At 70.3% G+C, this 26,227-nt stretch carries 20 protein-coding genes; 13 read left to right on the top strand and 7 right to left on the bottom strand.

The window, feature by feature from the left end; all coding sequences use genetic code 11:
- The first annotated feature begins 173 nt into the window (after positions 1-173).
- The 6 genes from NIE111_RS08710 (at position 174) to NIE111_RS08735 (ending at position 7,197) form a co-directional block, all read left to right on the top strand.
- Positions 174-1,214 (top strand): LacI family DNA-binding transcriptional regulator, encoded by a 1,041-nt coding sequence (locus NIE111_RS08710; RefSeq protein WP_211326774.1) that lies wholly within the window; start codon positions 174-176, stop codon positions 1,212-1,214.
- Entirely contained in the window at positions 1,211-2,860 is a 1,650-nt protein-coding gene (locus tag NIE111_RS08715; protein WP_238683886.1) for an FAD-dependent oxidoreductase, read from the top strand. Before NIE111_RS08710 ends, NIE111_RS08715 begins: the two co-directional genes overlap by 4 nt.
- Before the next feature lie 12 nt (positions 2,861-2,872).
- The gene (locus NIE111_RS08720) at positions 2,873-4,147 is read left to right on the top strand and encodes an ABC transporter substrate-binding protein (RefSeq protein ID WP_238683887.1); all 1,275 of its coding nucleotides are present in this window, start codon (positions 2,873-2,875) and stop codon (positions 4,145-4,147) included.
- A 10-nt stretch (positions 4,148-4,157) separates the two neighbouring features.
- A complete protein-coding gene (locus NIE111_RS08725) occupies positions 4,158-5,123 on the top strand; it encodes a carbohydrate ABC transporter permease (RefSeq protein WP_238683888.1) in 966 nt (321 codons plus the stop codon).
- Positions 5,113-5,955, top strand: a complete 843-nt coding sequence (locus NIE111_RS08730) for a carbohydrate ABC transporter permease (RefSeq protein WP_112700239.1) — start codon at positions 5,113-5,115, stop codon at positions 5,953-5,955. Before NIE111_RS08725 ends, NIE111_RS08730 begins: the two co-directional genes overlap by 11 nt.
- Positions 5,956-6,093: 138 nt before the next feature.
- Positions 6,094-7,197, top strand: coding sequence for a glycoside hydrolase family protein (locus NIE111_RS08735; protein ID WP_238683889.1), 1,104 nt, complete (start codon positions 6,094-6,096; stop codon positions 7,195-7,197).
- A 1-nt stretch (position 7,198) separates the two neighbouring features.
- Here NIE111_RS08735 and NIE111_RS08740 read toward each other — a convergent pair whose 3' ends face one another.
- Complete coding sequence (locus tag NIE111_RS08740) at positions 7,199-8,092, bottom strand: NAD-dependent epimerase/dehydratase family protein (protein WP_238683890.1); 894 nt, start codon at positions 8,090-8,092, stop codon at positions 7,199-7,201.
- 140 nt (positions 8,093-8,232) lie between these two features.
- Here NIE111_RS08740 and NIE111_RS08745 point away from each other — a divergent pair, with 140 nt between their 5' ends.
- A complete protein-coding gene (locus tag NIE111_RS08745; protein WP_196926210.1) occupies positions 8,233-8,652 on the top strand; it encodes a PPOX class F420-dependent oxidoreductase in 420 nt (139 codons plus the stop codon).
- A gap of 59 nt (positions 8,653-8,711) precedes the next feature.
- Here NIE111_RS08745 and NIE111_RS08750 read toward each other — a convergent pair whose 3' ends face one another.
- The gene (locus tag NIE111_RS08750) at positions 8,712-9,596 is read right to left on the bottom strand and encodes a bile acid:sodium symporter family protein (protein ID WP_238683891.1); all 885 of its coding nucleotides are present in this window, start codon (positions 9,594-9,596) and stop codon (positions 8,712-8,714) included.
- 146 nt (positions 9,597-9,742) lie between these two features.
- Between NIE111_RS08750 and NIE111_RS08755 the strand changes: the two genes are divergently transcribed.
- A complete protein-coding gene (locus tag NIE111_RS08755) occupies positions 9,743-11,086 on the top strand; it encodes a glycoside hydrolase family 18 protein (RefSeq protein WP_238683892.1) in 1,344 nt (447 codons plus the stop codon).
- Positions 11,087-11,143: 57 nt separating this feature from the next.
- Here NIE111_RS08755 and NIE111_RS08760 read toward each other — a convergent pair whose 3' ends face one another.
- Positions 11,144-11,500: an effector-associated constant component EACC1 gene (locus NIE111_RS08760; protein ID WP_238684374.1), complete on the bottom strand. Its 357-nt coding sequence runs from the start codon at positions 11,498-11,500 to the stop codon at positions 11,144-11,146.
- Positions 11,501-11,687: 187 nt separating this feature from the next.
- On the opposite strand from NIE111_RS08760, the gene NIE111_RS08765 reads away from it, so the two are divergent.
- Entirely contained in the window at positions 11,688-14,480 is a 2,793-nt protein-coding gene (locus tag NIE111_RS08765; protein WP_238683893.1) for a M14 family zinc carboxypeptidase, read from the top strand.
- 69 nt (positions 14,481-14,549) lie between these two features.
- Here the strand turns inward: NIE111_RS08765 and NIE111_RS08770 are convergent, their stop codons facing one another.
- The gene (locus tag NIE111_RS08770) at positions 14,550-14,765 is read right to left on the bottom strand and encodes a DUF397 domain-containing protein (RefSeq protein WP_238683894.1); all 216 of its coding nucleotides are present in this window, start codon (positions 14,763-14,765) and stop codon (positions 14,550-14,552) included.
- 330 nt (positions 14,766-15,095) lie between these two features.
- Between NIE111_RS08770 and NIE111_RS08775 the strand changes: the two genes are divergently transcribed.
- Positions 15,096-15,698 carry a hypothetical protein gene (locus NIE111_RS08775; RefSeq protein WP_238683895.1) on the top strand — a complete coding sequence of 201 codons (603 nt, stop codon included), beginning with the start codon at positions 15,096-15,098 and terminating at the stop codon, positions 15,696-15,698.
- Entirely contained in the window at positions 15,695-18,049 is a 2,355-nt protein-coding gene (locus NIE111_RS08780; protein ID WP_238683896.1) for a VWD domain-containing protein, read from the top strand. Before NIE111_RS08775 ends, NIE111_RS08780 begins: the two co-directional genes overlap by 4 nt.
- A 118-nt stretch (positions 18,050-18,167) precedes the next feature.
- Here the strand turns inward: NIE111_RS08780 and NIE111_RS08785 are convergent, their stop codons facing one another.
- Both NIE111_RS08785 and NIE111_RS08790 read right to left on the bottom strand, forming a co-directional pair.
- Positions 18,168-18,545: a hypothetical protein gene (locus NIE111_RS08785; RefSeq protein WP_146766340.1), complete on the bottom strand. Its 378-nt coding sequence runs from the start codon at positions 18,543-18,545 to the stop codon at positions 18,168-18,170.
- A complete protein-coding gene (locus tag NIE111_RS08790) occupies positions 18,542-18,919 on the bottom strand; it encodes a hypothetical protein (RefSeq protein ID WP_146766342.1) in 378 nt (125 codons plus the stop codon). The genes NIE111_RS08785 and NIE111_RS08790 overlap by 4 nt, the downstream gene beginning before the upstream one ends.
- Before the next feature lie 147 nt (positions 18,920-19,066).
- Here NIE111_RS08790 and NIE111_RS08795 point away from each other — a divergent pair, with 147 nt between their 5' ends.
- Complete coding sequence (locus NIE111_RS08795; RefSeq protein WP_238683897.1) at positions 19,067-21,826, top strand: AfsR/SARP family transcriptional regulator; 2,760 nt, start codon at positions 19,067-19,069, stop codon at positions 21,824-21,826.
- Between the two features lie 81 nt (positions 21,827-21,907).
- On the opposite strand, the gene NIE111_RS08800 is transcribed toward NIE111_RS08795, so the two are convergent.
- Entirely contained in the window at positions 21,908-23,968 is a 2,061-nt protein-coding gene (locus NIE111_RS08800) for a cellulose binding domain-containing protein (protein WP_238683898.1), read from the bottom strand.
- 440 nt (positions 23,969-24,408) lie between these two features.
- Between NIE111_RS08800 and NIE111_RS08805 the strand changes: the two genes are divergently transcribed.
- Entirely contained in the window at positions 24,409-25,743 is a 1,335-nt protein-coding gene (locus NIE111_RS08805) for an extracellular catalytic domain type 1 short-chain-length polyhydroxyalkanoate depolymerase (protein ID WP_238683899.1), read from the top strand.
- Positions 25,744-26,227: the final 484 nt, after the last annotated feature.

The following is a 26,227-nucleotide window of genomic DNA, read 5'->3' on the forward strand; positions in this document are numbered from 1 at the left end:
CGAGTCTGGCCGGGTCCTCAGTCGACCGTCAAGGTGCTAATACGAATTATCGAGCGGCTTTCGTCGGCAGAACTTCTCCGCCCGAGGGTCTTGACGGCGACGCCGGATGCGCCGCACCATTTCACCTCACCGACGCTAATGCGTATTACCCCGGTAACGATTGGACACGGAACGTGACTGGTTCGCGCAGGCGAGTCACCCAGCACGACATCGCCCGGATGACAGGCGTCAGCCAGGCGACCGTCTCGCTGGTGCTCAACGGCCGCGACGACGGCAACGTCAGGATCGCCCCGGAAACCCGGGCACGGGTCCTGCACGCCATCCGCACCACCGGTTACGTCGCCGACCCGGTCGCCCGCCGGCTCGCCGCGCGGCACAACCGCATCCTCGGTGTCTTCACCTACGAGCCGGTCTTTCCCACCGGCACCGGCGACTTCTACCACCCGTTCCTGGTCGGCATCGAGGAGTGCGCCGAACGGCTCGGCTGTGACCTGCTGCTGCTCACCAGCGCGCCGGTGGCGGGCGGCCGGCGGCGGATATTCCACGACGACAACCGGCTCCGCCTGGCCGACGGCTGCGTCCTGCTCGGTCGATCGCTGGACCACGACGAGCTGACCCGGCTGGTCACCGAGGGCCAACCGTTCGTCTCGGTCGGCCGCCGCGACGACGCGGGCGGGCCGGTGCCGTACGTCGGCGCCGACTACCCGACCGCCACCGCCGCCGTGGTACGCCGCGCACTGGCCGCAGGTCACACCGCGCTGGCCTACCTGGGCCAGGGCTCCGGCCCCGAGTCGCACGCCGACCGGATGCGCGGCTTCCGGGCCGCGCTCGACGAGGCCGGACGCACGCCACGGCACCTGCCGACCACCGACCGCTCCCCCGCGGAACTGCTCGACGCCCTGCTCGCGGCGGGCGTCACGGCGGCGGTGGTCGAGGAGTACGCCGACGGTGTGGCCATCGCCCAGCTGGCCCGCGAACGGGGCCTCGACATCCCGGGTGACCTGTCCATCCTGGCGCTCGGCGACCCGACCCGGCCGGCCAGCACCGACATCGACTTCACCGGCTTCCGCATCCCCCGCCGCGAGATGGGGTGGCAGTCCGTCGAGGTGTTGACCGGGCTGCTCGAGGCGGACCCGGAAACCGTGCCGCAGCGGCTGGTGCCCTGCCAGCCCGTCGACGGCGCCACCCTCGCGCCGCCGAAGGTGACCCCGTGAAAGGACAGCTCTTGCCAGAGATGCAGGCCGAAGTTCTGATCGTCGGCGGTGGACTCGGTGGCGTCGCCGCGGCCCTCGCCGCGCTGCGCGCCGGCCGTTCCGTGGTGCTCAGCGAGGAGTACGACTGGCTCGGCGGTCAACTCACCAGCCAGGCCGTACCGCCCGACGAGCACTCCTGGGTCGAGCAGTTCGGCGTCACCGCCAGCTACCGCAAGCTGCGCGACGGCATCCGGGACTACTACCGCGCCTACTACCCGCTCACCGACCGGGCCCGCCAGGCCACCGCGCTCAACCCGGGGGCCGGGCACGTGAGCCGGCTCTGCCACGAGCCACGGGTCGCGGTGGCGGTGCTGGAGGCGATGCTCGCGCCGTACCGGGGGGCCGGCCGGCTGCGGCTGCTCCAGCCGTACCTACCGGTGGGGGCCGACACCGACGGCGACCGGGTGACCGGGGTGACCCTGGCGCACCGGGACAGCGGCGAACGGGTGCACGTTGTCGCGCCGTACGTGCTGGACGCCACCGAGACCGGCGAACTGCTGCCATTGACCGGCACCGAGTACGTCACCGGCTTCGAGTCGCGGGGCGAGACCGGGGAGCCGAGCGCGCCGGACGAAGCGCAGCCGGAGAACATGCAGGCGTTCTCGGTCTGCTTCGCGGTCGACCACGTCGACGGCGACCACACCATCGACCGGCCGGCCCGGTACGACTTCTGGCGGGCGTACCAGCCGCCGTTCTGGGGCGACCGGATGCTCTCCTTCCGCTCACCCAACCCGCGCACGTTGGAGATCTCCGAGCGCAGCTTCACCCCCAACCCGGACGACGACCCGTGGCTGGTGATGGCCGACCAGCGGCTGAGCCCGGGCGACGGCAACCTGTGGACCTTCCGGCGGATCGCCGCTCGGCGCAGCTTCGTCCCGGGCAGCTACGACAGCGACATCTGCCTGGTCAACTGGCCGATGATCGACTACTTCGAGCAGCCGCTGATCGACGTGCCCGACCCCGCCCACCAGATCGCGGCGGCCCGGGAGCTCTCCCTGTCGGTGCTCTACTGGCTGCAGACCGAGGCGCCGCGCGCCGACGGCGGGACCGGCTTCCCCGGGCTGCGGCTGCGTGGCGACGTCACCGGCACCGGTGGCATCAGCACCGGCGGCGACGTCGCGCACAGCGGTCTGGCCCAGGCCCCGTACATCCGTGAGGCGCGGCGCATCCGCGCCGAGTACACCGTCGTCGAGCAGGACCTGTCCCTGGCGGTACGCGGCGACAAGGGCGCGGTCAGCTACCCGGACGCGGTCGGCGTCGGCATGTACCGCATCGACCTGCACCCGTCCACCGGCGGGGACAACTACGTCGACGTGGCCTCGTGTCCCTTCGAGATCCCACTCGGCGCCCTGATCCCCCGACGGGTGGAGAACCTGCTGCCCGCCGGGAAGAACATCGGCACCACCCACATCACCAACGGTTCGTACCGCCTGCACCCCGTGGAGTGGAACATCGGCGAGGTCGCCGGTCTGCTCGCGGACTTCTGCCTGGCCCGCCGGGTCACTCCCCGCGCGGTGCGTCACACCCCCGGCCTGCTGGCCGAATTCCAGAACCGCCTCGCCGACGAGGGCGTCGAGCTGCGCTGGCCCGACATCGCCGGCTACTGAGGGAGAACCCTGATGAGGAAACGGTTGACGGCCGTCGTCGCGCTCGCCGCGATGCTCGGCCTGAGCGCGTGCGGCGGCGGCGACAGCGCCGGCTCCGACGGCCCGGTCTCGCTGCGGATGACCACCTGGTCGGCGAACGAGGCACACCTGAAGCTGTTCAACGACATCGCGGCGGAGTACCAGAGCAGCCACCCCAACGTCGCGAAGATCACCTTCGACCCGATCCCGTTCGAGAGCTACACCACCACGTTGACCACCCAGATCGCCGGTGGAAACCCGCCCGACCTGGCCTGGGTCCTGGAGAACGCGGCTCCCGACTTCGTCTCCTCGGGCGCGCTGCTGCCGCTGGACGAAACCCTGCGCAAGACCGACGGGTACGGCTTCGACGAGCTGGCGCCGGCCGCGACGAAGCTGTGGCAGGCCGACGGCAAGCTCTACGGCTACCCGTTCTCCACCTCACCGTTCGGCATCTTCGTCAACACCGACCTGGTCAAGGCCGCCGGCGCGAAGAGCCCGGCCGAGCTGATCGCCGCCAACGCCTGGACCTGGGAGAACGCGGTGACCACCGCCTCGGCGGTAGCCGCCCGGACCGGCAAGGCGGGCCTGGTGGTACGGGACTTCGACTACAAGGGCTGGGACAACCTCTCCACCATCTGGACCGGCTGGGGCGCCCAGGCATGGAGCGCGGACGGAAAGACCTGCGGCTTCAACGCCACCGAGATGGTCGACGCGATGACCTTCCTGCACCAGGCGATCTTCACCGCGAAGGCGCTGCCGGGCCCGGGTACCGCCGCCGACTTCTTCGCCGGCGAGGCCGGCATGACGATCACCCAGATCTCCCGGGCCTCGCTGCTGGAGAAGCAGAAGTTCGGCTGGGACCTGGTGCCGCTGCCGGCCGGGCCGAAGGGCAACTACTCGGTGATCGGTCAGGGTGGCATGGGCGTGTTGAAGAAGGGCAAGCACGCCGCCGTCGCCGCGGACTTCCTGGCCTTCCTCACCAACCCCGCCAACTCCGCCAAGCTGGCGCAGTTCTTCCCGCCGCCGCGTACCCCGCTGCTCACCGCGGCGACGCTGGCCAAGACCAATCCCCTGCTCAAGCCGGAGCAGTTGCAGAGCGTCGTGATCGACGGGATCGCCAACGGGGTGGTGAAGCCCAACCACACCGGGCAGGCCGAGCTGAGCCAGGCCGTGCGGTCGGCGCTGGACCCGATGTGGAAGGCCGACGCGGACGTGCGGGGTGTGCTCGACGGGGTCTGCTCGGCGATCAACCCGCTGTTGGCGAAGTAGGGGATCAGCGATGCCGGTCCTGACGGACAACGTGGCGGGTCGGGCTGAGCCCCGGCCCGCCCCGGGCGGCACGGCAGCGTCGCCGCGACGCGGGTGGTGGACCAGTCGTCGACGTGATCAGCTCGCCGGCCTGCTCTTCGTGACCCCACAACTGGTGGGTACGGCCCTCTTCGTGCTGCTGCCGCTCGGCCTGGTGGTCTGGTACAGCCTGCACGAGTGGAACGTGCTCGCGGACACCTTCGACTTCGTGGGCACCGACAACTACCGCGAGCTGGTCGACGACCCGAAGCTGCCGGGCGTACTCCGGAGCACGCTGTTCTTCTCCGTCGGCCTGGTCGTATTCAACCTCGCCCTGGCCCTGCTGCTCGCCGTCCTGCTCAACCAGCGGCTGCGCGGCACCGTGGTGTTCCGTACGCTGTTCTTCTCACCGGTGGTGGTCTCGCTGGTCGCCTGGACGATCGTCTGGGGTTTCCTGCTCCAGGACAACGGCGGCGTCAACGGGGTGGCCGGCGCGGTCGGCCTGGACGGCCCGAACTGGCTGCGCGGCGAATGGACCGCGCTGCTGTCGGTGATCGTCGTCCAGGTGGTCAAGAACGTCGGCCTCAACATGGTGCTGTTCCTCGCCGCGTTGCAGGGCGTGCCCGCCGAACTCTACGAGGCGGCCCGGGTCGAGGGGGCGAGCCGGTGGAACCAGTTCCGTCGGATCACCGTGCCGCTGATCAGCCCGACCATCCTGCTGACCTCGATCATCACCGTGGTCGGCGCACTACAGGTCTTCGCCCAGATCGCCGTGCTCACCCAGGGCGGCCCGGGCACCTCGACCACAGTGCTCGTCTACTACCTCTACCAGCAGGCCTTCCAGTTCCACCAGTTCGGGTACGGCTCGACGCTGTCGGTGCTGCTGTTCCTGATCGTGCTGACGCTGACCGTCGTGCAGTGGCGGATGCGCAGGAAGTGGGTCTTCCATGAACAATAGGCTCCCCTTGCGGGCCCGGGTGGCGATCTATGGGCTGATCTGCCTGCTGGCCATCCCGTTCGTCTTCCCGACCTGGTGGATGGTCACCTCGTCATTCAAGCCGGTCAGCGACATCTTCGCGTTCCCTCCGTCGCTGATCCCCACCGAGCTGAGCTTCTCGGCGTACCGGCGGGTGTTCGAGCTGCAACCGTTCGCCCAGCAGTACCTCAACAGCGCGTACATCGCCGCGGTGGTCACCGTCGGCACCCTCGCCGTCTCGTCGCTGGCCGGATACGCGTTCGCCCGGATCCGGTTCCGTGGTCAGCACGCGCTCTTCCTGGTGGTGCTGGTGGGCCTGCTGATCCCGAGCGAGGTGACCATCGTGCCGCTGTTCCAGATGTTCAACTCGGTCGGGATGATCGACACCCACTGGCCGCTGATCCTGGTGCCGACGCTCGGCGCGCCCAGTGTGCTGGCCACCTTCATCATGCGGCAGTTCTTCATCACCCTGCCCGGCGAGTTGGAGGAAGCCGCCCGGGTGGACGGGCTGGGCCGGCTGGCGACCTTCTGGCGGATCGCATTGCCGCTGGCTCGCCCGGCCCTCGGCGCGGTGGCGATCTTCACCTTTCTGCACAGCTGGAACCTGTACCTGGAGCCGATCGTCTTCCTGTCCACCCCGGAGAAGTTCACCCTGCCGCAGGCACTGACCCAGTTCGTCGACGCGTACGGCGGACCGATGTGGGACGTACAGCTCTCGGCGGCCTCGATGACGGCGCTGCCCGTCCTGGTCGTGTTCGTCATCGCGCAGCGGCAGTTCATCGAGGGCCTCGCCCACACCGGTCTGAAAGGATGATCCATCTGACGCTGCTCCGGGCCGACGAAACTGTTATCCGGGTACGGCCGGCGAGTCTCCTGAGGTGAGGCGTTGGCGGGTTCCCCCGCCACCGCAGCATGGAACAGTGCTGCGACCACACACGAGGGAGTCGAGACGATGCGCGCAACCGGCCAGGGCGAAGCGGACGCCGCGAGGGGAAACCGGGGCGTCCACGCGGAACCCCGACGTGGGATGCTCGGCCGCCTCCCGATCGGCGCGAGGCGTCTGCTGTGGCCGCTCCTCGTGGCCGCCGTGGTCGCCGTACTGGTGACCGGTGTGATCGTCGTGGTGCAGCCCACCGGGCCGACGCCCGCCCCGGCGGCGACGCAGGCGCTCGACGCGCCGCCACCCACGAGCCCGCAACCCGGCGCACCCACCACGACCACGCCCACCGCCACGCCGAGCCCGGCGGGGGCGTCACCGACGCCGACGCCGACGGCGAAGCCGACAACGGGGCGTCCGGTCGCCCCGGCAGCCCCGGTGGCGACCTCGAAACGCAAGGGCGTCGGGGTGTGGACCTTCGACGGCGTCAGCCAGGCGCTGGCCAACTCCGGGGCGAGTTGGTACTACACCTGGGACGTGGCCCACTCGGGCGTCACCAGCCCCAAGGGCGCCGAGTTCGTCCCGATGATCTGGGGGGCGAAGAGCGTCACCGCCACCAACCTGCAACAGGCCAAGAAGAACGGCCGCTACCTGCTCGGGTTCAACGAGCCGGACCTGAAGGGTCAGGCGGAGATGACGGTCGAGCAGGCGTTGGAGCTGTGGCCGCAGTTGCAGGCCACCGGCCTTCCGCTGGGCAGCCCGGCGGTGGCCTGGGGCGGCGACCGGCCGGGCGAATGGCTCGACCGGTTCATGGCCGGGGCGAAGCAGCGCGGCTACCGCGTCGACTTCATCGCCCTGCACTGGTACGGCGGCGACTTCACCACCGCCAACGCTGTCAACCAGCTCCGGTCGTACCTCCAGGCCGTGCACGACCGGTACAAGCTGTCGATCTGGCTCACCGAGTTCGCCCTGATCGACTTCTCCAACGGCGTCCGCTTCCCCACCCAGGCACAGCAGGCCGCGTTCCTCACCGCGGCGACCCGGATGCTGGGTGGCCTGTCCTGGCTACAGCGGTACGCGTGGTTCGGCCTGCCCGCCACCGACAAGGACCAGACCGGCCTGTTCCGTACCGGCAGCAGCGCGACCGCCGTCGGCCGCGCCTACCAGGCGGCGCGCTGATCTACAGCACGTCGACGTGGTCCCGCCAGGAGTGTTGCGGCTCGTACCCCAACACCCGGCGGGCCTTGTCGATGCTGAGCAGCGTCTCGTGCTCACCCAGCTCCTTACGGACCTCGACGCCCGGGTAGACCTCGGCCAGCAGGCTGGCGCTGGACCTGCTCATGACGGTGTCGGCGTTGGCGATGACGAAGACGTCGGCACCGGGCTGGTCGTGCGCGAGAGCGCGCTCGACCGCCTGGGCGCCGTCGCGGGCGTCGATGTAGCCCCACAGGTTCCACCGGCGCAGCTGCGGGTCGGCGTCGAACGAGGGAAACGGCGCGTAGTCCTCGACGTCCATGACGTTGGAGAAGCGCAACCCCACCATGACCAGCTCCGGGTCCCACCGGCAGAAGTGCCGCGCCATCTCCTCCTCCAGGGCCTTGTTCAACGAGTACGTCGACTCGGGCCGCGGCGCGTACTCCTCGTCGACCGGCGCGTACGGCGGCGGGGTGTCGAACGGCAACCCGAGCACCGTCTCGCTGGACGCCCACACGACCCGCTTGATCCCGGCCGCACGGGCCGCGGCGAACACGTTGTACGTCGCGGCGGAGTTGTTGGCGAAGGTGGTCGCGTTCGACATCAGCCCGGGGGCCGGGATCGCCGCGAGGTGCACGACCGCGTCGACGCCGCCCGCGTGCTCGTCGGCGCCGCCGGTGAACGCCTCCACCACCTGCCCGTAGTCGGTCAGGTCGACAAGCAGGAACTCGCCGTTCACGTCGCGTGGGTCGCGGCCACCGGCCCGGTCCACAGCCAGCACGTCGACGCCCACGGCGCGCAGGTGGGCGACCACGGCACGGCCGAGCTTGCCGGTGGCGCCGGTGACGACGACACGCCTGGGCAGTGTGGATTCGCTCATGACCACATCTTCGCCGCAGGCGACGTCAGCCCGGCAGCCGGGTGGGCTCGGCCCGCCGCGCCGCGATCGCGATCCGAGCGCGATCGGGCGGGCGGGTGCGTAACGTGCAGGGGTAAACGTTGTCGCGACGAGGAGACTTCATGTCCAAGCCACCGCTTCCCGAGGCCGCGGTCGCCATGCTCCAGAAGCCGAACCCCGCCGTCATGACCACCCTTCGCAACGGTGGCCAACCGGTCTCCGCCGCCACCTGGTACCTGTGGGAGGACGGCCGGATCCTGGTGAACATGGACGAGAGCCGCCGCCGGCTGGAGCACGTCCGCAACGACCCCCGGGTGTCCCTCACCGTGCTCGACGAGGCTGGCTGGTACACCCACGTCAGCATCATCGGGCACGTCGCCGAACTGCGCCCCGACGAGGGCCTGGCGGACATCGACCGGTTGTCGAAGCACTACACGGGCAACGCGTACCCACGCCGGGAACGTGCCCGGGTCAGTGCCCTGATCGAGATCGACCGCTGGCACGGTTGGGGCGCGCAGAAGGACAACAACCAGGTCGGCTGACCGCTGCCGTCAGCCCTGTCGCCTCGACGGCTGCCGTCGGGGCGACAGGGCACCGGCCGTCAGGGCGTCAGGGCGGTGGCGGACCGGGCGCCGACGCGGGTCACCAGGAGGCCGAAGGCCGCCGCGGTGAAGAACATGACGATGCCGTAGACGGCGCCCGGGATCGCCATCTGGGTGCTGTTGAGCAGCGCCGGGCTGAGCGCGATAGTGATGGCCAGGGTGCTGTTGTGGATGCCGATCTCGAAACCGGCGGCCGTCGCGGCGCTCCGGTCGACACCGGCGAGGCGCGGCACCCCGTAGCCGATGGCGAGGCTGAGCAGGTTGAAGGCGAGCACGGCCAGGCCTACCGAGACGAAGTAGTCGGCGATGTTCTCCCGCTCGCCGAGCACCGCGCCGGCGATCACCGCGACGAGTACGACGACGGAGATGATCCGGACCGGGCGGTTCAGCCGCTCGGCCAGGTGCGGCATCCGCGCCCGGATGAGCATGCCGATCGTGACCGGGACGAGCACGATGGCGAAGACCTGGAGCACCTTGTCGAACTGCAGGCCGATGCTCCTGCCGTCGGGCAGGAAGTACGCCGCCGACAGGTTGACCAGGATCGGCAGGGTGAACACGGCGAGCACCGAGTTGATGGCGGTCAGGGTGATGTTCAGGGCCACGTGCCCGCCGAACAGGTGACTGTAGAGGTTGGCGGTGGTGCCACCCGGTGACGCGGCCAGCAGCATCATGCCGACGGCCAGCTCGGGTGCCAGGTCGAACGCGAGGACGAGGCAGAAGCAGAGCGCCGGCAGGACCAGCACCTGGCAGACCAGGGCGATGACGGCGGCTCGTGGATGGTGGGCCACCCGGCGGAAGTCCGCCATTGTCAGTCCGAGACCCAGACCGAGCATGATGATGCCGAGGGCGACGGGTAGTCCGATCAGAGTCACGGCGGAGTCCATGGCACAACATCGTTACCACCCGGTAACGCCGTCACAATCCCCCATGTGGCTGGACGGCTCTTGACCCCGGAGGGTGATCGGCTTAACTTCATCAATCAGATAAGTGTCTTTACTAATTCTGCTTGATGTCTCGTGGGAGTGTGCCGATGCGACCATTCCGCCACCGCCGTCTCACCGCCGTCGTCGCCCTGGCGACAGTGCTGGTCACCGCCGCTCCGCCCACCGCCGCCAGCGCCGGTGACAACCACCAGCGCCGCACCGGTTACCACCGGGTCGGCTACTTCACCCAGTGGGGCATCTACGGCCGAGCCTTCCCGGTCAAGAAGCTCGAAACCTCCGGGGCGGCAAGTCGCCTCACCCACCTCAACTACGCCTTCGGCAACGTCAGCGAGGACGGCCGCTGCTATGTGGACGGTGGGCCGGGTGAGGGCGACGCCTGGGCCGACTACCAGCGTCCCGTCCCGGCCGAGGAGAGCGTCGACGGTGTCGCGGACGCACCGGGCCAGGCGCTCAACGGCAACTTCGGCCAGCTCGCCAAGCTCAAGGCCAAGCACCCCAAACTGCAGGTGCTGATCTCGCTGGGCGGTTGGAGCTGGTCGACGTACTTCTCGAACGCTGCCCGCACCGACGCCTCCCGCAAGGCGTTCGTGACGTCCTGCATCGACCTCTACCTCAAGGGGAACCTGCCCGGCGGTGACGGCGCCGCCGGCGGCCCCGGTGCCGGGGCCGGCGTCTTCGACGGCATCGACCTCGACTGGGAGTGGCCCAACTGGGAGGGTGAGCCCGGCAACGTCATCCGCCCGGAGGACCGGGAGAACTTCACCAAGCTGCTCGCCGAGTTCCGCCGGCAGCTCGACGCGTACGGGCGCACGACCCGCGCGCACCACCCGCTGACCGCGTTCCTGCCGGCCAGCCCGGCCACCATGGACGCCGGCTACGAGGGCCGCAAGATCTTCAAGTACCTGGACTTCGCCACAGTGCAGGGGTACGACTTCCACGGCGGCTGGGACGCACGGGCCAACCAGCAGTCGGCGCTTCGCGTCCCGGCGGGTGCCCCGGACAACCCGGACTTCTCCGTCGAGGTGGCCATCGACGGCTGGATCGCCCGTGGCGCGCCGCGGGACAAGCTCGTTCTCGGCATCCCCTACTACGGTCGCGGCTGGACCGGCATCACCGGCGGCGGCAACGGCCTGTTCCAGCCGGCCACCGGGCCCGCGCCGGCCACCTTCGAGGCCGGGTACGAGGACTACAAGAAGTTGAAGACCCTGGCCGGTAACGGCTACACGGTGCACCGCGACGTGCGCGCCGGGCATGCCTGGTTGTTCGACGGTACGACGTTGTGGACGTACGACGACCCGGCGGTCGTGTTGCAGAAGACGCTCTACATCCGACGGGCCGGCCTGGCCGGCGCCATGATCTGGTCGCTCGACGGCGACGACGACAACGCCACGCTGACCAAGACGATCGGCCTCGGCCTGACCACCTGGTAGCCGTACGTGTGCCACCCGGCCCGTCGCCGGCCGACCTCTCGGCCGGCGACGGGCCGTTTACCGCTGCGCGGGTGTCACCGCGCGCACCGCAGCCTCGATGAGCGCTGTCACCTGATCCATGTCGCGAGCCCGGTGCACGTCCACCTCGGCCGACCATCCGTCGGGCCGGGTGAGTTTCACCGTCACATCATCGCGGCGGTGGGTCAGCCAGCCGGCGATCGCCTGCACCAGCACCATGGCGGTGCCCGCGTCGCTGGCCGCCACCCGCAGTTCGTCCGGGGTGTCCACCGACATCCCGTCGGGGGGCGTCGTGGTCACCCCCTCCCGAAGCCGATCCTCGGCGCGCAGCCAGGACGCCAGCGAACGCCGAGCATCGGCGGACGGAAGATCCGGATGGACCGAGAGCGTGATCATCTCCGGCACGTCTCCTCCTCCCAGACGACGACAAGCCCACGCCACCATCCTGCCACTCCGCGTCGGGACCGGCACGCCGAGTAGTCAGCAATATCGATCAACCCTTGACCGTCGTATCGGCGGTTCATAGGCTCCGGCCACTGCGCGGTTGTTCCCGAGAGGGGAAACACGACTCATGGTCCCATCGATGCGTCCGTTCCGGATGGCCCCCGCCAGGCGGCTGGCGAGTGCCGCCACGATCACGCTCCTGCTCGGCATGACTCCCCTGCTCGGCGGCACACCGGCCGCGAGCGCCGCCCAGCCCTCCCGGTGCAGCGACGACCCGACCGCCCGGTTGACCACAGTGCCCAGCCCGGACGCCGTGCTCGGCTTCCCGCTCGGCACGGGGCAGGAGCGGGTCGTCACCAACGACGAGGTCCGGACCTACCTCGGGGCCGTCGACCGCGCCTCCAACCGGGTCGTCACCGGCGTGATGACCACCAGCGTGCTCGGCCAGCCGCTGCCGTACGCGGTGGTGTCCAACGAACGCCACGTGCGGCCCGCCGCGCTACGCGAGATCGCCGACGACATCCGGGACCTGCGCGACCCGCGCCGGACCAGCGCGCGAACGGCCGCCCAAACGGCGAAGGACAGCCCGGCCATCGTCTGGGTCACCGCGAACGTGCACGGCGGCGAGAAGAGCGGCGCCGACGCGGCGCTCAAGACGCTGTACGAGTTGGCAGCGGGCCTGTCCTGCGCTGTCGCCCAGCGCAACGACAACCTGGTCACCATCATCGTCCCCACCCAGAACCCGGACGGCCGCGACGCGACCCGCCGGCAGAACGAGTTCGGCTTCGACCTGAACCGCGACTGGTTCGCCCGCACCCAGCAGGAGACCGACGGCAAGCTCGAACTGCTGCGCCGCTACCCGCCGCAGGTCTTCGTCGACGCACACGAGATGGGCGGCCGGCAGTACTTCTTCCCGCCCAACGCCGACCCGATCCACCACGAGATCGCCGGTGAGGCGGTGGACTGGATCAACCGCATCGGCGAGGCCAACAAGGCCGGCTTCGGCTTCAACGGGGCCTGCGACGAGAACGCCTTCACCGAGTGCTACTTCAACTACGACACGTACGACATGTTCTTCATGGGCTACGGCGACACGGTGCCGACCACCGGCTTCGGCGCGGCCGGCATGACGTACGAGAAGGGCAGCGCGTCGGCGGTGGCCGACCGGGTCCAGCAGCAGTTCCACACCCAGTGGTCGACGCTCGGCTGGGCCGCCGCGAACAAGCGCGAGGTGCTGGACGGCTACTTCGACATCTGGACCGACGCGCTCGCCCAGGGCAGGGCGGGCACCCTCGAACCGAACGAGGTGGTGCAACCCACAAACGAGGTCCAGTTCCCGGTGCCGGACCTCACCATCCGCTCGTACTTCCTGCTGCCCGACCGGCAGCTCGCCGACGTCCGCCAACTCGTCGAGCGGCTGCGCCGGATGGACGTCGAGGTGTACGAGGTGCAGAAGGCGACCCGGGTGCCCACCGCGCGGGTCTTCGGCGGGCGCAGCGCCACCAACGTGACGGTGCCCAAGGGCGCGTACTGGATCCCGATGGACCAGCCCCAGAAGCACTGGATCCAGGCCCTCATGGGCGAGGACCCGTACGTGCCGTTCCCGTACTTCTACGACGTGTCGTCCTGGAGCAACCCACTGCTGATGGGCATCAACACCATCTACACCGGAGACTCCGTCCGGCCGAGGGCCCAACTGGTGCGCAAGGTCTCCGGCGGTCGCACCGGTGCGGCGTGGCCCTGGGGCTCGTACACGTACCCGCTCGACTCGGCCGCCGCCGCGGAGTTCACCTTCAGCCTGCTCGGCCGTGGCGTACCCCTGGTCCGTGACCTCACGACCAGCACTGTCGCCATCCCGGCCGCCACTGTGAACCGGACCGTGGACGGGCTGGCCGAATCCCTCGGGGTCAGCCTCACCCCGGGTGGTCGGCCCTCCGGCACCCGCCTCGACCTGCCCGACGTGGGGCTGTTCCAGGGCACCGGCATCTCCACCACCTCCGGCTCGCACGGCGAGGCCCGCTACGTACTCGGCAAGCGGTGGGGGCTCGACCTGAAACCGGTCACCACTGCCGACATCAACGACAACACCGAGGCGTTCACCGGGCGTACCGTGCTGCTGGTGCCGGACGGCGGCAGCGCCACCGGCGGTCTGACCGCCGCCGGGCAGGCCAACCTGCGTGACTGGATCGGCCAGGGCCACACCTACCTCGGGCTGCGCAACGAGGGCACCCGGGTCGCCCGGGCCGCCGGGCTCACCTCGACCACGGAGAAGACCAAGCCGGCGGACTACCTGGTGATCGGCTCGCACCTGCGCGTCGACGTCGACCGGAACAGCCCGGTGGCGCTGGGTCGCCCGGCGGAGGACTTCGAGTTCAACAACAGCGACCCGATCCTCACCCCGAGCACCACCGGGACAAACGTGCTCACCTACCCGACCGGTGACACCTTCTGGGCCAACGGTTTCACAGTCGGGGCGGAGACGCTGAAGGGCACCGCGGCCGTCGTCGACGAGCCGACCGGCGCCGGTCGGGCGGTGCTGTTCGCGTTCAATCCGCTCTTCCGCGCGTACAACGAGAATGGTCTGCACCTGGTCGCCAACGCGCTGCTCTACCCGCCGACGGCCGCGCCCGACGCCCGGCGTCCGGCCGGCGTCGACGCGGCGCGCGCCGGCGCCGCCGCCGCGCCGGTGCCGCCGGACCTGGGCGGCGGGTGGCGGCCGATCACCATCCAGGTGGCGGCCGGCGACCTGCCCCGCACCCGGGCGATCGTCGAACGCTTCACCGCCGACGCGCGGGCGTCCGAGAAGAACGGTTCGGCGTACGTCGTGATCCCGAACCCGCAGGGGCTCCAGGTGGACGAACACCCGTTCGCGAGGGATCTGGTACGCGCGCTGAATGCCGCGAAGGTGCCACTGCGGTCGGTGGTGGGTTGACGGAGGCCACACAGCGAAGCGCCCGTCCCCTCTACTGGGGGCGGGCGCTTCGGCGCGTTCGGGGATCGGCTACGACCGCCGGGCGACCTCGGTGACGAACGCCCGCCAGGCCACCGGCCCGAAGACCAGCGCCGGCCCTTCGGGGTCCTTCGAGTCCCGCCCCGAATCGGCGAGCCTTACCTGAGCGTAGTTGTCGACTCGGCGGAGTGTCACCAACGGCGCGGCTGGTGGGAGGACCCGCACCACTGCGGACGCGTTCGCGACGGCGGAATCCGTCCGGCGCATGCGGTGGCGGGCGAGCCGGATTGTCCGTTCGGGACAAATTCGGGACAAAATAGACAACGCCGTTGGCCAGGGCCAAACATCGGCGTTGGGCGGAACAGGCCGCATCGGTGGTTCGGCCCGAGCGGACCAGGCCGGCCCAGGGTTTGCGGGCGACGCCGCTGTAGCCGGTGCGGGGCGACCTACGGGTCCTCGGCGGCCGGCGGCTCGGCGCCCCTCGGGTCGGCTAGCGGACACCCACCGGGCCGGATTTCGACAGCGCTCCCGGCACCCACGGCGCAGGCTGGCCGGGATCTGTGCCGACCCTCGGCACCCGGAGGAGGCTCGCGGCCCATGGGCGTACCCCGCGCAGGGACGGCGGTGCTCGCCGGCGGTCTCGCCCTGCTGCTGATGGCCACCACGGTCGGGTGCAGACGGTCGCGCCCGTCAGCGGCCCCGAGCGGCGGCACGGCGACGGTCGGCCTGACCGTCAGTGCCGGCCAACCGTCGTACCGGGTGGGTGAGCAGATCAGTCTGCGGCTGAAACTGGTCAACAACCGCGACGCCGAGTGCCAACTCAGCCGGGTGCCGGACGGGGCGGTGACGGTCATGTCGTTGACCCGCGACGGCACGGCGGTGGCCCCCGCGGTCGGCGGCGCCGCCTACTACCGGGACTTCACCGCGTATTTGGTGGAGAACCTGGTGAAGGTACCGCCGCGTGGGTCGGTGGAGCTGACGTTGGGCAGCGACCCGCAGAGCCCGGTCGGCGCGGCGCTGACCACCAGCGCGCCGGACGGGCGGGGTGGAGCCACAGTGACCTGGTGGCCGGTCGACCAACCGGGGGCGTACCGGCTGGTGCTGGGCTACCTGCGAGCGCCGCTGCGCGGTGTGCCGGCGGATGCCTGCGCCGCGACGGCCGAGCAGGGCACTGTCGCGTTCGAGGTGAAGGGCGGGTGACCGGGTTGCGGAGCCGGGTGCGGATGGGCGTTGTGCTGGCGGGCGTCCTGGTGCTGCTCGCCCCACAGGCGGCGTCCGCGGTGGTCAGCGTCAACGCCGACCTGCAAACGGAGTACGCGGGCTGCGTCGGACAGATCCGCGGCTCCGGCAACGGCGCTGTGCTCGACGAGTTGGAACGCTCCGGCAAGAAGATCAAGGTACGCAGACCCATCCTCGGCTCGGAGAGCAGCACCACGACGTACGTCCCGGGTAGCGACGTACAGATCAACTGGGTGCCGGAGAACGACGGGCGGAAGCTGGACGACGAGGGTTCCGGCTTCACCGAGGACCAGTGCGCCACCCTCATCCACGAGATGAACCACGCCCTCGACGAGGTGAACGACACCGACCGGGGCCAGTTCTGCACGCAGGGCGGCCAACAGGCCAGCACCGTGGACCCCGCCGAGGTGCACGCGGTGCTGGCGGAGAACGCGTACCGCAAGGCCGTGGGGGTGCCGCTGCGCACGACGTACAGCGGAATGAAGCTGCCGTCCAACGGCAAGGACTGCGACAAGCCCAGGCCCCGACCACCCGGTGGTGGTGGTTGTTCGATCTCGGTCATCGGCAAGGGTTACCGGTGCGCGAACAGCAACGGCGACCCGCACCTGCTCACCTACGACGGCCTGCGGTACGACTTCCAGGCCGCCGGGGAGTTCGTGCTGACCCGCTCGACGACAGACGACTTCGAGGTCCAGGTACGACAGACGATGTTCCCGGCCAGCTCGGTGGTGGCCGTCAACTCGGCCGTCGCGGTGCGGGTGGCCGGTGACCGGGTCGGCGTGTACGTCACACCCGACGGCCCGGCGGTCCGGGTGAACGGCGCCGCGCCGGTGTCCGCGCCCGACGGGGTGAAGCTGGCGCGCGGTGGCACCGTCACCACCTGGGGAGATGGCACGGTGACTGTGGAGTGGCCGGACGGCGCCCGACTGACCGCGCAGCCGATCGGCGTGTGGGGGCTGAGCGTGAGCGTCAGCGCGCCCACCGCACGGGCCGGGACGCTGGAGGGTCTGCTCGGCGACCACGACGGTGACCCCGGCGACGACCTGGCCGTGCGTGGCGGGAAGCGGGTGGCGCAGCCGCCCACGTTCGAGGCGCTGTACCCCGGCTTCGCCGACAGTTGGCGCGTCGAGGCGCAACTGTCGCTGTTCGACTACGAACCGGGGCAGAACACCGGCACGTTCACCGATCGGCGCTTCCCGGACCGGCTGCTCACCGTCAGGGACCTGCCCAACCGGGCCACCGCCGAACTCGTCTGCCGGCGGGCCGGTGTCACCGATCCGCAGATCCTCGCCGACTGTGTGCTCGACGTCGGCCTTACCGGGCAGGTGGCGTTCGCCGAGGACGCCGCCCGCGCGCAGCGCGACGCGCCCGCTGCCGGTGACGTCGACCTGGCGGTGACCCGGGCCGGCGCCACGGCGGCGATGAAGGTGCCGGGCCGGGCCGGTCAGAAGATCTTCGTGGAGGTGCCCGCCGCCACCGTGCCGGATCGCTGCGGGGTGTTGCTGCTGCTCGACCCGCAGGGCCGTCAACTGGCGACCGGATGTGTCATCTCCGGCATCGGATTCATCGACACGACCACGTTGACCGCCACCGGCGACCATCAGGTGGTGCTCGACCCGTGGGATGCCGACCTCGGTCGAGCGACGGTACGGGTCGTCACGGTGACCGACGAGGAGAAGACGCTCACGCTGGACGGGCCCCCGGTCCGGGCGACGCTCGCCCAACCGGGTGCGATCAGCCGCCTGTCCTTCGACGGCCGCGCCGGTCAGAAGGTCTTCGTCCAGGTCACCGACGCCACACTGCCGGACCGGTGCAACCTGCTGCGCCTGCGCGACCCGGCCGGTGAACAGGTGACCAGCGGCTGCGTGATCGGTGGCCAGGGGCATGTCGACGGGTTCGTCCTGCCGGCCACCGGCCGGTACGTGCTGGAGGTCGACGGGACCTCCACCGACACCGGCTCGGCGAACGTGCGGCTACGCGACGCGCACGACGACGAGGCCGACACCGTCGCCGACGGCCGGGCCGCCACACTGACGGTCAGCCGACCGGGCGCGGTGAGCCGGCTGAGGTTTCCCGCCGACGCGGGTCGACGCGTCACCGTCGAGGTGACCGCCGGGAGCCTGCCCGACCGGTGCGGTGTCCTGCTCCTGACCGGCCCGGACGGCGACGCGATGGGCAGCGGCTGCGTCATCGGCGGGTCCGGCCGGTTCGAGACGGGTCCGCTGCCGAAGCGCGGCACGTACACGCTCGTGCTGGACCCGTGGGCCGACGAGACCGGCTCGGCGACCGTCACCGTCCGTCAGGTCGGTTGAACCTGCCGTCCGCCGGCCGGCCCGCCCCCGACCGGGCATCGGTCGGGGACGGGCCGTTGAGCGTCCTTCGCGCGGGGCAGTGACCTGTTGTTGTGGTCGACGCCCAGGTCACCCGGCGCTAGGCGACCCCGCTCCGCCACCGGTCACAGGTGTCGGTGGCCCAGGCCGGCTGGTCCACGCAGGAGCGGAACCGGACGGTGCGCCCCTCACCGAAATTGTGGTTCCACTGGGAGCAGTCGCCGCTGCTTCCCGGGTTGTAGTGCGAGCCGGTCTGTAGGGATCCGTCGATGCGAACGTACTCGAACGCGACGTACGAGATGAGGCCGTCCGAGGACGTGTCGCAGTTCTCGAACTTGTCTCCGTAGCTGATGAACCGCGACGACGAGCCCGTGACCTCGGACACCGCGTCGGTCCCGGCGTACGCGCTGGTTCCGGTCGCGAGGATCGTCGCCGTCGCGGCGACGGCTACCACACTGAGTTTTCCGAGCGTCCTCATGCGACACCCACCGCCCAGTTGCTGCAGGGATCCGGGATGATTCCCGGCATGTCGAGGCAGGCACGGAAGGTGACGCTGCGGCCCTCGCCGAAGTTGTGGTCGTACGAGGCGCAGGTCCCGCTTCCGAGGCCGTTGTACTCGAGGTCGCGCTGGACAGTGCCGTCCTTGCGGATGTACTTGTACTCGTTGTAGACGTTCAACCCGTCGGTCTCGGTGTCGCAGACCGAGAACGAGTCGCCGTAACTGGTGAACGTCACCTTCGCGCCGGACACCGTGGCAACCCGGTCGGTGCCGGCCTGTGCGATGCCGCCCGTGCCCACCAGGACCGCCGCGGTCGTGGCGACCACGACGAGTGGTCGTTTCAGCCATCCCATGTCGTTCTCCTCCATCTCGTTGTCAGCCCGTCCTGGGCTGTCCCGATCGACTATCGGCGTCGGGTCTGGGGCCGGTCTGGGACGGACCTGGTATCCGCTGGTGGAACCGGGGTAAGACATAGACGGCGCCTGGGTGAGGAGATGCGGGTGGCGGTGCGATTCGGTTTGCTCGGGGACGTCGTGGCGACAGTCGACGATCGCCCGGTCACCCTCGGGCATGCCCGACAGCAATGCGTCCTGGCCGCGCTGCTCGTCGACGTCAACCGGGCGGTCTCCGTCGACCAGCTCATCGACCGGGTCTGGGGTGAGAGCCCACCGCAGCGCGCCCGCGACACCCTCTACGGCTACCTGTACCGCTTGCGCCGCAACCTGGCCGATGTTCCCGACGCGGCGATCACGCGCCGGTCCGGTGGTTACCTGCTGGCCGTCGACGAGATGGCGGTGGACCTGCACCGCTTCCGCCATCTGCGTGACGAGGCCCGCGCCGAGCGGTCCGAGGACGACCGCCTCGCCCTGTTCGACAAGGCACTCGGCCTCTGGCGCGGCGACCCGTTCTCCGGGCTGGACGCGTTCTGGCTCGACACCGTGCGGACGGATCTGGAGCAGGAGAAGCTGACAGCGGAACTCGAACGCATCGATGCGGCGCTGCGGGTCGGCCACCACGACGAGATTCTGGCGGACCTGTCGCGGCTCGCGCCCGGGCACCCGTTGAACGAGCGCCTGGCCGGCCAGATGTTGCTCGCGCTCTCCGGCGCCGGCCGGTCGGCCGAGGCGCTGGAGCACTACCGGCGTTTCCGGGACCTGCTGGTCGAGGAACTTGGCGTGGAGCCCAGCCCGCATCTCCAGCAGCTGCACCGGTCGATCCTGGCGCCGGAGGTCGCGGCGGACCCCCCTCAGACCGGGTCACCTGTCCCCCGACAACTGCCCATGCCGTCCGGGTCGTTCACCGGCCGGTCCGATGATCTGGCGCAGCTCGACGCGGCCCTGCTGACGAGCGGTGGGACGACCGGTACCGCGGTGGCCGTGAGCGGCACCGGCGGGATCGGCAAGACCTGGCTCGCGCTGCACTGGGCAGCCACCCACCTCGACCGGTACCCGGACGGTCAGCTCTTCGTCAACCTCAGCGGTTTCCACCCCACCGAACCGCCGATGACCCCGGCTGGCGCGGTACGCGCGATTCTGGACGCGCTCGACGTCGCCCCGACCGCTGTGCCGGCCGATCTCGACTCCCAGATCGGCTTGTATCGGAGCCTGGTGGCCGACCGACGGATGCTGATCGTGCTGGACGACGCCCGGGATCCCGATCAGGTCCGCCCGCTGCTGCCCGGCTCGGCCGGTTGCGCGGTACTGGTGACCAGCCGGAATCAGATGTCGGGCCTGGTGGCGACCGAAGGGCTCCGTCCTCTGCCGCTCGGCTGTCTGAGCCGGGATGAGGCCCTCAACCTCCTCGCCGACCGGCTCGGCCGGGACCGGCTCTCGACGGAGGCTGACGCGGCGGGCAGCATCGTCGGGGCGTGCGCCGGTCTGCCGCTCGCCCTGTCGATCGTGGCGGCCCGGGCCGCCACGAATCCGGCCCTGTCGCTTCAGGACCTGGCCGACGAACTCGCCGACCACCACCATGGGTTGGACGCCCTGGCCGACCGCGACGCCGTTGCCGACGTGCGGTCGGTCATCGCCGCGTCCTACCGGGCGCTGAGCGCGCCGGCGGCCGCGCTGTTCCGCCTCTTCGCGCTGTACGCCGGCCCGGACGTCAGCCTGCCGGCGGTGGCCAGCCTCGTCGGGCTTCCCGTCCAGCAGGTACGTGAGCCGCTCGACGAGTTGCTCGGGGCCCACCTGGTGGACCTGACCGGTCCGGATCGCTACGCGTGCCACGACCTGCTGCGGGCGTACGCCGGCGAGCTGCTGGACGACAGCGAACGGGCATCCGCTGTGCGCCGGCTGTACGACCACTGGCTGCACGGGGCTCACGCTGCCGCGCTGACGATCGAGCCGCATCGCGACCGCATCGATTTGCCGCCGCCGGCCGCCGGGACAGCCGTCGCCTCGTTCACCGACAGCGAGCAGGCACAGCTTTGGCTCAACGCGGAACGGCTCGTGCTCCTCGCCGCGATCGACCAGGCCGCCGAATCCGACTTGGACGGTCACGCCTGGCGGCTGGCCTGGGCCGTCGCCACCTACCTCAGCAGGCTGTCCCGATGGACGGATCTGGCCTCGGCCCAGCGCACCGCCGTGACCGCGGCGCGGCGGGCGGGTGACCTCGTCGGGGAGGCACACGGCCACCGCGATCTCGGCTTGGCGCTGCACCAGCTCGGCGAGGTGACCAACGGGTTGGGCCACCTGCGGCGCGCCGGCGAGCTGTTCGGGCGGCTTGGCGACCTCGCCGGCGAGGCGTACGTCGCGCTCTACCTGGGCTGGGTGCACGAGGGGCAGGGTCAGCACCGGGAGGCGCTGGAGTGCGACGAGCGGGCCCTCGTCCTCTTCGGCGAGGTCGGCCACCTGGTCGGACGGGCGAAGGCTCTCAACGCGATCGGCTGGGATCACGCCCGCCTTGGCGACAACCATCGGGCCGCCGACCACTGCCGGCGTGCTCTCGCTCTGCACGAGGAGGTCGGCAACCTGACCGGCGCGGCCAAGACCTGGGACAGCCTCGGCTACGTCCACCACCAGCGGGGTGACTCCGACGAGGCCTGCGTCTGCTACCGCAGGGCGCTGGAGCTCTACGAGCAGTCGGATGACCGGTGGGGCGTGGCCGAGACGTTGACCCGGCTGGGCGACGTCCTGCACGACGCGGGTGACGTCGAGGCGGCCCGGGGCACCTGGCTGCGGGCGTTGCGCCAGCTCACCGAGGACAATCCGGTGGAGATCGCCGAGCTGCGCCGTCGACTCGACAGCGCCGGCTCGCCGTGACACCCCGCCTGCCGGTCGGACGGTGGCACGTGCTGGTCCGGCCGACCAGACGAAAGGGTCGGCCGGACCACCACTGTGGTGTCAGCCGGTGCTACAGATGGTGCCGTTGAGGGTGAACGCCGTGGGCAGCACGTTCGGCCCGCCGTACGCGCCGACGAAGCCGGCGCTCACGGTGCCGCCGGCGGCGATCTGCCGGTTGTCGGTGGTGGGTGTGACCCGCACAGCGGTGCCGACCTGCTCCCAGGTGGCGCTCCAACCATTGCTCACCTGTTGCCAACCGGTGGGCCAGGTCCAGGTGAGCGTCCAGCCGTTGATCGGGCTGGACCCGTTGTTGACGATCTCGACGCCACCGATGTAGCCGTTACCCCAGTCGTTGTTGGCGCTGAAGCGGACGGTGCACGCACTGGCGGCGGGACTGCCGGTGGCGAAGGTGAGCGGCGGTGAGGCCCAGGAGACCCGTCCGGCGGTGTCGCGGGCCAGCACGTTGACTGTGTACCTGCTGCCCGGCACGAGGTTGTCGACGGTGAACGAGGTGGTCGTCGTCTCGCCGAGCTGCTCGCTGACCGCGCCGTGCTGCCGGTGCACCTCGTACTTGGCGATCGGGTCGGCGCCCGGGGTGGACGCCGGCCAGGTGATCGACGCGGCGCGGTCGGTGACACCGCTCGCGCTCGGCTGGCCCGGTGCCGCAGGCCGACCGGCCGTCGCGCCGGCCGGGCGCAGCACCAGCGTTGTCAACGAGTACGCCGGCAGCGTCCGGCTGGTCGCCGAGCCGGACTGGCTGGTGACGATGCCGGTGGCGCCATTGGTGAGGGTGGACACCGTCGGCGCGACGCCCGACGGGGTGAACCCGGCGTAGTCGATGGTGACCGGGTGGTCGTTGTCCGGGTCCTTGTTCACCAGCAGCACGGCGAGGTCACCGTTGCTCCGGCGGACGGCGTGAGCGGTGACCAGGGGCTCGTCTGTGCTGGCGCGAACGAACTGGTCGCCGGTCTTCGCGAAGAGCTTCATCATGCTCAGCCCGTGGTACGGCGCGAACGGTGTGTTCAGCGGCGGTTGGCAGACCGAGCCGTCCTCGGTGCAGGCCCCGCTGGAGAGCATCCCGAAGTCGCCGTAGTCGGTCTGACCGGCCACCTGCGTCACGGTGCCCATGCCGTTGTGCACGTTCCACCAGTGAGCGGTGAAGACGCCGCTCTCCAGCAGACCGCTGTAGACGTCGGCCAGGAACAGCGCGGCCGGTTGGGTGTTCCGGCCGGCGTCGACGTTCAGCTCCGTGAAGCTGATGCCGATCCGGTCGGCGTTCGCGCCGGCGTACCGGGCGAGCTGCTGCCGCAGCAGGTAGGTGGCGTCGGGGAGGTGGTTGACGCGGGCCAGCGACTCGGCGGCGGTGCCGCCCGGGTACCAGTGCACGTCCACGAAGTCGATCTTCGGGCCGGCGATGGAGAGCACTGTCTGGTTCCACGGGCCCGGGTCGCTGCCGGCGGTGATCCCGTCCGGCCAGTTGCCCGGCATGGTCAGCACCGCTCCGACCTTGATGCTGGGGTCGACCGCCTTCATCGCGTCGGCGTACTCGACGACCAACCTCGCGTACTGCGTCGCGCTCTTGTCGGGGTGGTCGTCGGCCTCCCACGCGGACCCGTAGTGGCCGTTGCCGTAGTTCTCGTTGCCGACGGTCCAGTAACGCGCGTCGTAGCCCTTTGTCACGTTGGCGTACCGCACCCAGTCGGCGGCCTCGGCGGGCGTACCGGTGCCGTAGTTCGCGATGATCATCGGCTGCGCGCCGACGCGCCGGACCGCAGCCATGAAGGTGTCGAAGTCGGTTCCCGGCGCGACGTAGCCGCCGGGCGCGGTGTGGTCCTTCCAGTGGTAGATGTCGGCGTACGAGCCGCCGGGGTAGCGCATCATCTGCACGCCAGCATCGCGCAGCAGGTCCGACGTCTCGGCGGTGCCGAGGTTCGAGTCCCAGATGGCGTGGTTGACGCCGAGAGCGGTGTCCGGCACTGTCGCCAGACCGGCGCGGGTGTTGACGGTCACGGTGACCGGGTCGGCCGCCGCGCTGGCGGTCGGTGGGTTGACGCCGGCGAGCGCGCTCGTGGCGAGCAGCAGGCCCGTCAGGAGTGCTGTTCGGGTCTTCGGTTTACGCATGGGCGGGGTTCCTTCGCGCAGATGAGCCGCCCGGCCGGTCAGGGTGCGACGCGGTGACGGGCGATCTCGTGGACGGCGGACCCTGGTTGGTCCATCGCTTGTGTCACCGTCCGCCGAAGATCACATCTGGATCCCGGCTGCCCAGTGGACGGACGTCAGCCCCGCGCGCGGCTCTTCATCGACGTACCACAATGGCACTGCCGGTTCGACAATCTCAAGGTGTGTCAGGCGCCGTCTTCGCCGCGCTCGCCGCGCCCTGAACGAGGCCCACTGACACTCACCCGCAGACGTCATACGTTACGGCTTGACGAACGGCATGTTATCGCTCACAGTCGATGCGGGTGTCGCGCGCCTCGGGCTGAACCGGCGCCGTCGTCGACCGCCTCCGCCGACCGCCGCGCTGCCGCCGGGTCCCCGACTCACGACAAGAGGAACCGCCGATGAGATCAAGGATCGCACTGCTGGCCGCCGCGCTGGCGACGGCCCTGGCGACGACGACGGCCGTGGTCACGGTCGCCACCCCGGCGTCGGCCGCGACGCTCACCCAGGTGACCAACTTCGGCACCAACCCGACTAACCTCCAGATGCACCTGTACGTGCCGGATCGGGTCGCGACCCAGCCGGCCCTGCTCCTCGCTCTGCACTACTGCACCGGCAGCGGTCCGGCGGTGCACAGCGGCTTCGGCCTGAGCACCCTCGCCGACCGCTACGGCTTCATCGTGATCTACCCGTCGGTGACCCGGAGCAGCAAGTGTTGGGACGTCTCGTCACCGCAGGCCCTGCGCCGTGACGGCGGCAGCGACCCGGTCGGCCTCAAGTCAATGGTCGACCACGTCCGCAGCCGCTACCCGGTCGATGCCAACCGGATCGGCGTGGGCGGCTTCTCCTCCGGCGCGATGATGACGAACGTCATGGTCGGCCTCTACCCGGACCTGTTCCACGCCGGGTTCAGCTCCTCCGGGGTCCCGTTCGGGTGCTTCGCCACCACCAACGGCGCGGAGTGGAACAGCGAGTGCTCCGGCGGACGGATCGTCAGGACCGCGCAGCAGTGGGGTGACCTGGTCCGCAACGCCTACCCCGGTTACTCCGGCAAGCGTCCCCGGTTCCAGATCTGGCACGGCACCACGGACACCACGCTGAGCTACGTCAACTTCGGCGAGCAGATCAAGCAGTGGACCAACGTGCAGGGCGTGTCGCAGACCCCCAGCTTCACCGACTCCCCGCAGACCAGCGCCACCCGCACCCGGTACGGAGGCACCGGCGGCACGGCGCCCGTCGAAGCGATCAGCTTCCAGGGGTACGGCCACTCCATCCCGTTCGACGCCGCCCAGGCCATCCGGTTCCTCGGCTTCGATTCCACGAGCCCCACCACCCCACCACCCGGCGGCGCTGCCGCGCCACTGCGCAACACCGGTGCCAACCGCTGCCTGGACGTCCCGTCGCGGTCGCAGACCAACGGCACCCAGCTGACGTTGTGGGACTGCAACGGCGGCACCAACCAGCAGTGGACCTCGACCGCCGCGAAACAACTCCAGGTGTACGGCACGAAGTGCCTGGACGCCGAGGGCGCCGGGACCTCGCCAGGCACCCGCGTGATCATCTGGGACTGCAACGGGGGCACCAACCAGCAGTGGAACGTCAACACCGATGGCACTGTGACCGGCGTGCAGTCCGGCCTGTGCCTGACGCCCAACGCCGCCGGAACCGCCAACGGCACCCCCGCGGTGCTGTCGAGCTGCAACGGCACGAACAGCCAGCGGTGGACCCGAAGCTGACGCGCTGACCGACGTCTTGGCGTACCCCGTCGGTTGCTCGTGCGGGTGGCGTCCCGCTGCTCGGGCCCGGACTCCGAACAGCGGGACGCGCCCCGGCGGCCAGGGCGCCGACGGTCGCCATCAGGGCGGCCCAGGTACGGACTCCTGCCCATCGGCGTCCGCTGGGCAGGTGAGCGGAACCGGTTGTCGACGCACGACTTTCCGGCTGCTCTGGTGCCCTGGAATCCCGGTGGCCGTTCATGCCTCGGCCGCGTGACGCGCGGGTCGCCCGATGGTGGTCTCGGGCCGTCTCGCGCCGGCCACGTGCCACCCGCCCCACGCCACGATCGTCGTCCAGCACGCCTCGGGCCAATGGCGACAGCTCCGTCACAGCGGCCCGAAGTCCGTCAAGGATCGACGACTGTCCGTCACGTTAGCGCTAACAGTGAGCGATTGTCCATAGACAACGGTCTTCGTTTGCTGGTCGGGGCGGTGCGGGTACGCG

This window comes from Micromonospora hortensis (assembly GCF_022230935.1).
Classification (GTDB): domain Bacteria; phylum Actinomycetota; class Actinomycetes; order Mycobacteriales; family Micromonosporaceae; genus Micromonospora; species Micromonospora hortensis.

Excerpts from the sequence above, each read along its gene's own strand:
- NIE111_RS08720 (WP_238683887.1), top strand. The coding sequence starts at position 2,873 with ATGAGGAAACGGTTGACGGCCGTCGTCGCGCTCGCCGCGATGCTCGGC.
- NIE111_RS08745 (WP_196926210.1), top strand. The coding sequence starts at position 8,233 with ATGTCCAAGCCACCGCTTCCCGAGGCCGCGGTCGCCATGCTCCAGAAG.
- NIE111_RS08760 (WP_238684374.1), bottom strand. The coding sequence starts at position 11,500 with ATGATCACGCTCTCGGTCCATCCGGATCTTCCGTCCGCCGATGCTCGG.
- NIE111_RS08730 (WP_112700239.1), top strand. The coding sequence starts at position 5,113 with ATGAACAATAGGCTCCCCTTGCGGGCCCGGGTGGCGATCTATGGGCTG.
- NIE111_RS08800 (WP_238683898.1), bottom strand. The coding sequence starts at position 23,968 with ATGCGTAAACCGAAGACCCGAACAGCACTCCTGACGGGCCTGCTGCTC.
- NIE111_RS08790 (WP_146766342.1), bottom strand. The coding sequence starts at position 18,919 with ATGGGATGGCTGAAACGACCACTCGTCGTGGTCGCCACGACCGCGGCG.
- NIE111_RS08775 (WP_238683895.1), top strand. The coding sequence starts at position 15,096 with ATGGGCGTACCCCGCGCAGGGACGGCGGTGCTCGCCGGCGGTCTCGCC.
- NIE111_RS08750 (WP_238683891.1), bottom strand. The coding sequence starts at position 9,596 with ATGGACTCCGCCGTGACTCTGATCGGACTACCCGTCGCCCTCGGCATC.
- NIE111_RS08735 (WP_238683889.1), top strand. The coding sequence starts at position 6,094 with ATGCGCGCAACCGGCCAGGGCGAAGCGGACGCCGCGAGGGGAAACCGG.
- NIE111_RS08725 (WP_238683888.1), top strand. The coding sequence starts at position 4,158 with ATGCCGGTCCTGACGGACAACGTGGCGGGTCGGGCTGAGCCCCGGCCC.
- NIE111_RS08805 (WP_238683899.1), top strand. The coding sequence starts at position 24,409 with ATGAGATCAAGGATCGCACTGCTGGCCGCCGCGCTGGCGACGGCCCTG.
- NIE111_RS08740 (WP_238683890.1), bottom strand. The coding sequence starts at position 8,092 with ATGAGCGAATCCACACTGCCCAGGCGTGTCGTCGTCACCGGCGCCACC.
- NIE111_RS08770 (WP_238683894.1), bottom strand. The coding sequence starts at position 14,765 with ATGCGCCGGACGGATTCCGCCGTCGCGAACGCGTCCGCAGTGGTGCGG.
- NIE111_RS08785 (WP_146766340.1), bottom strand. The coding sequence starts at position 18,545 with ATGAGGACGCTCGGAAAACTCAGTGTGGTAGCCGTCGCCGCGACGGCG.
- NIE111_RS08765 (WP_238683893.1), top strand. The coding sequence starts at position 11,688 with ATGCGTCCGTTCCGGATGGCCCCCGCCAGGCGGCTGGCGAGTGCCGCC.
- NIE111_RS08755 (WP_238683892.1), top strand. The coding sequence starts at position 9,743 with ATGCGACCATTCCGCCACCGCCGTCTCACCGCCGTCGTCGCCCTGGCG.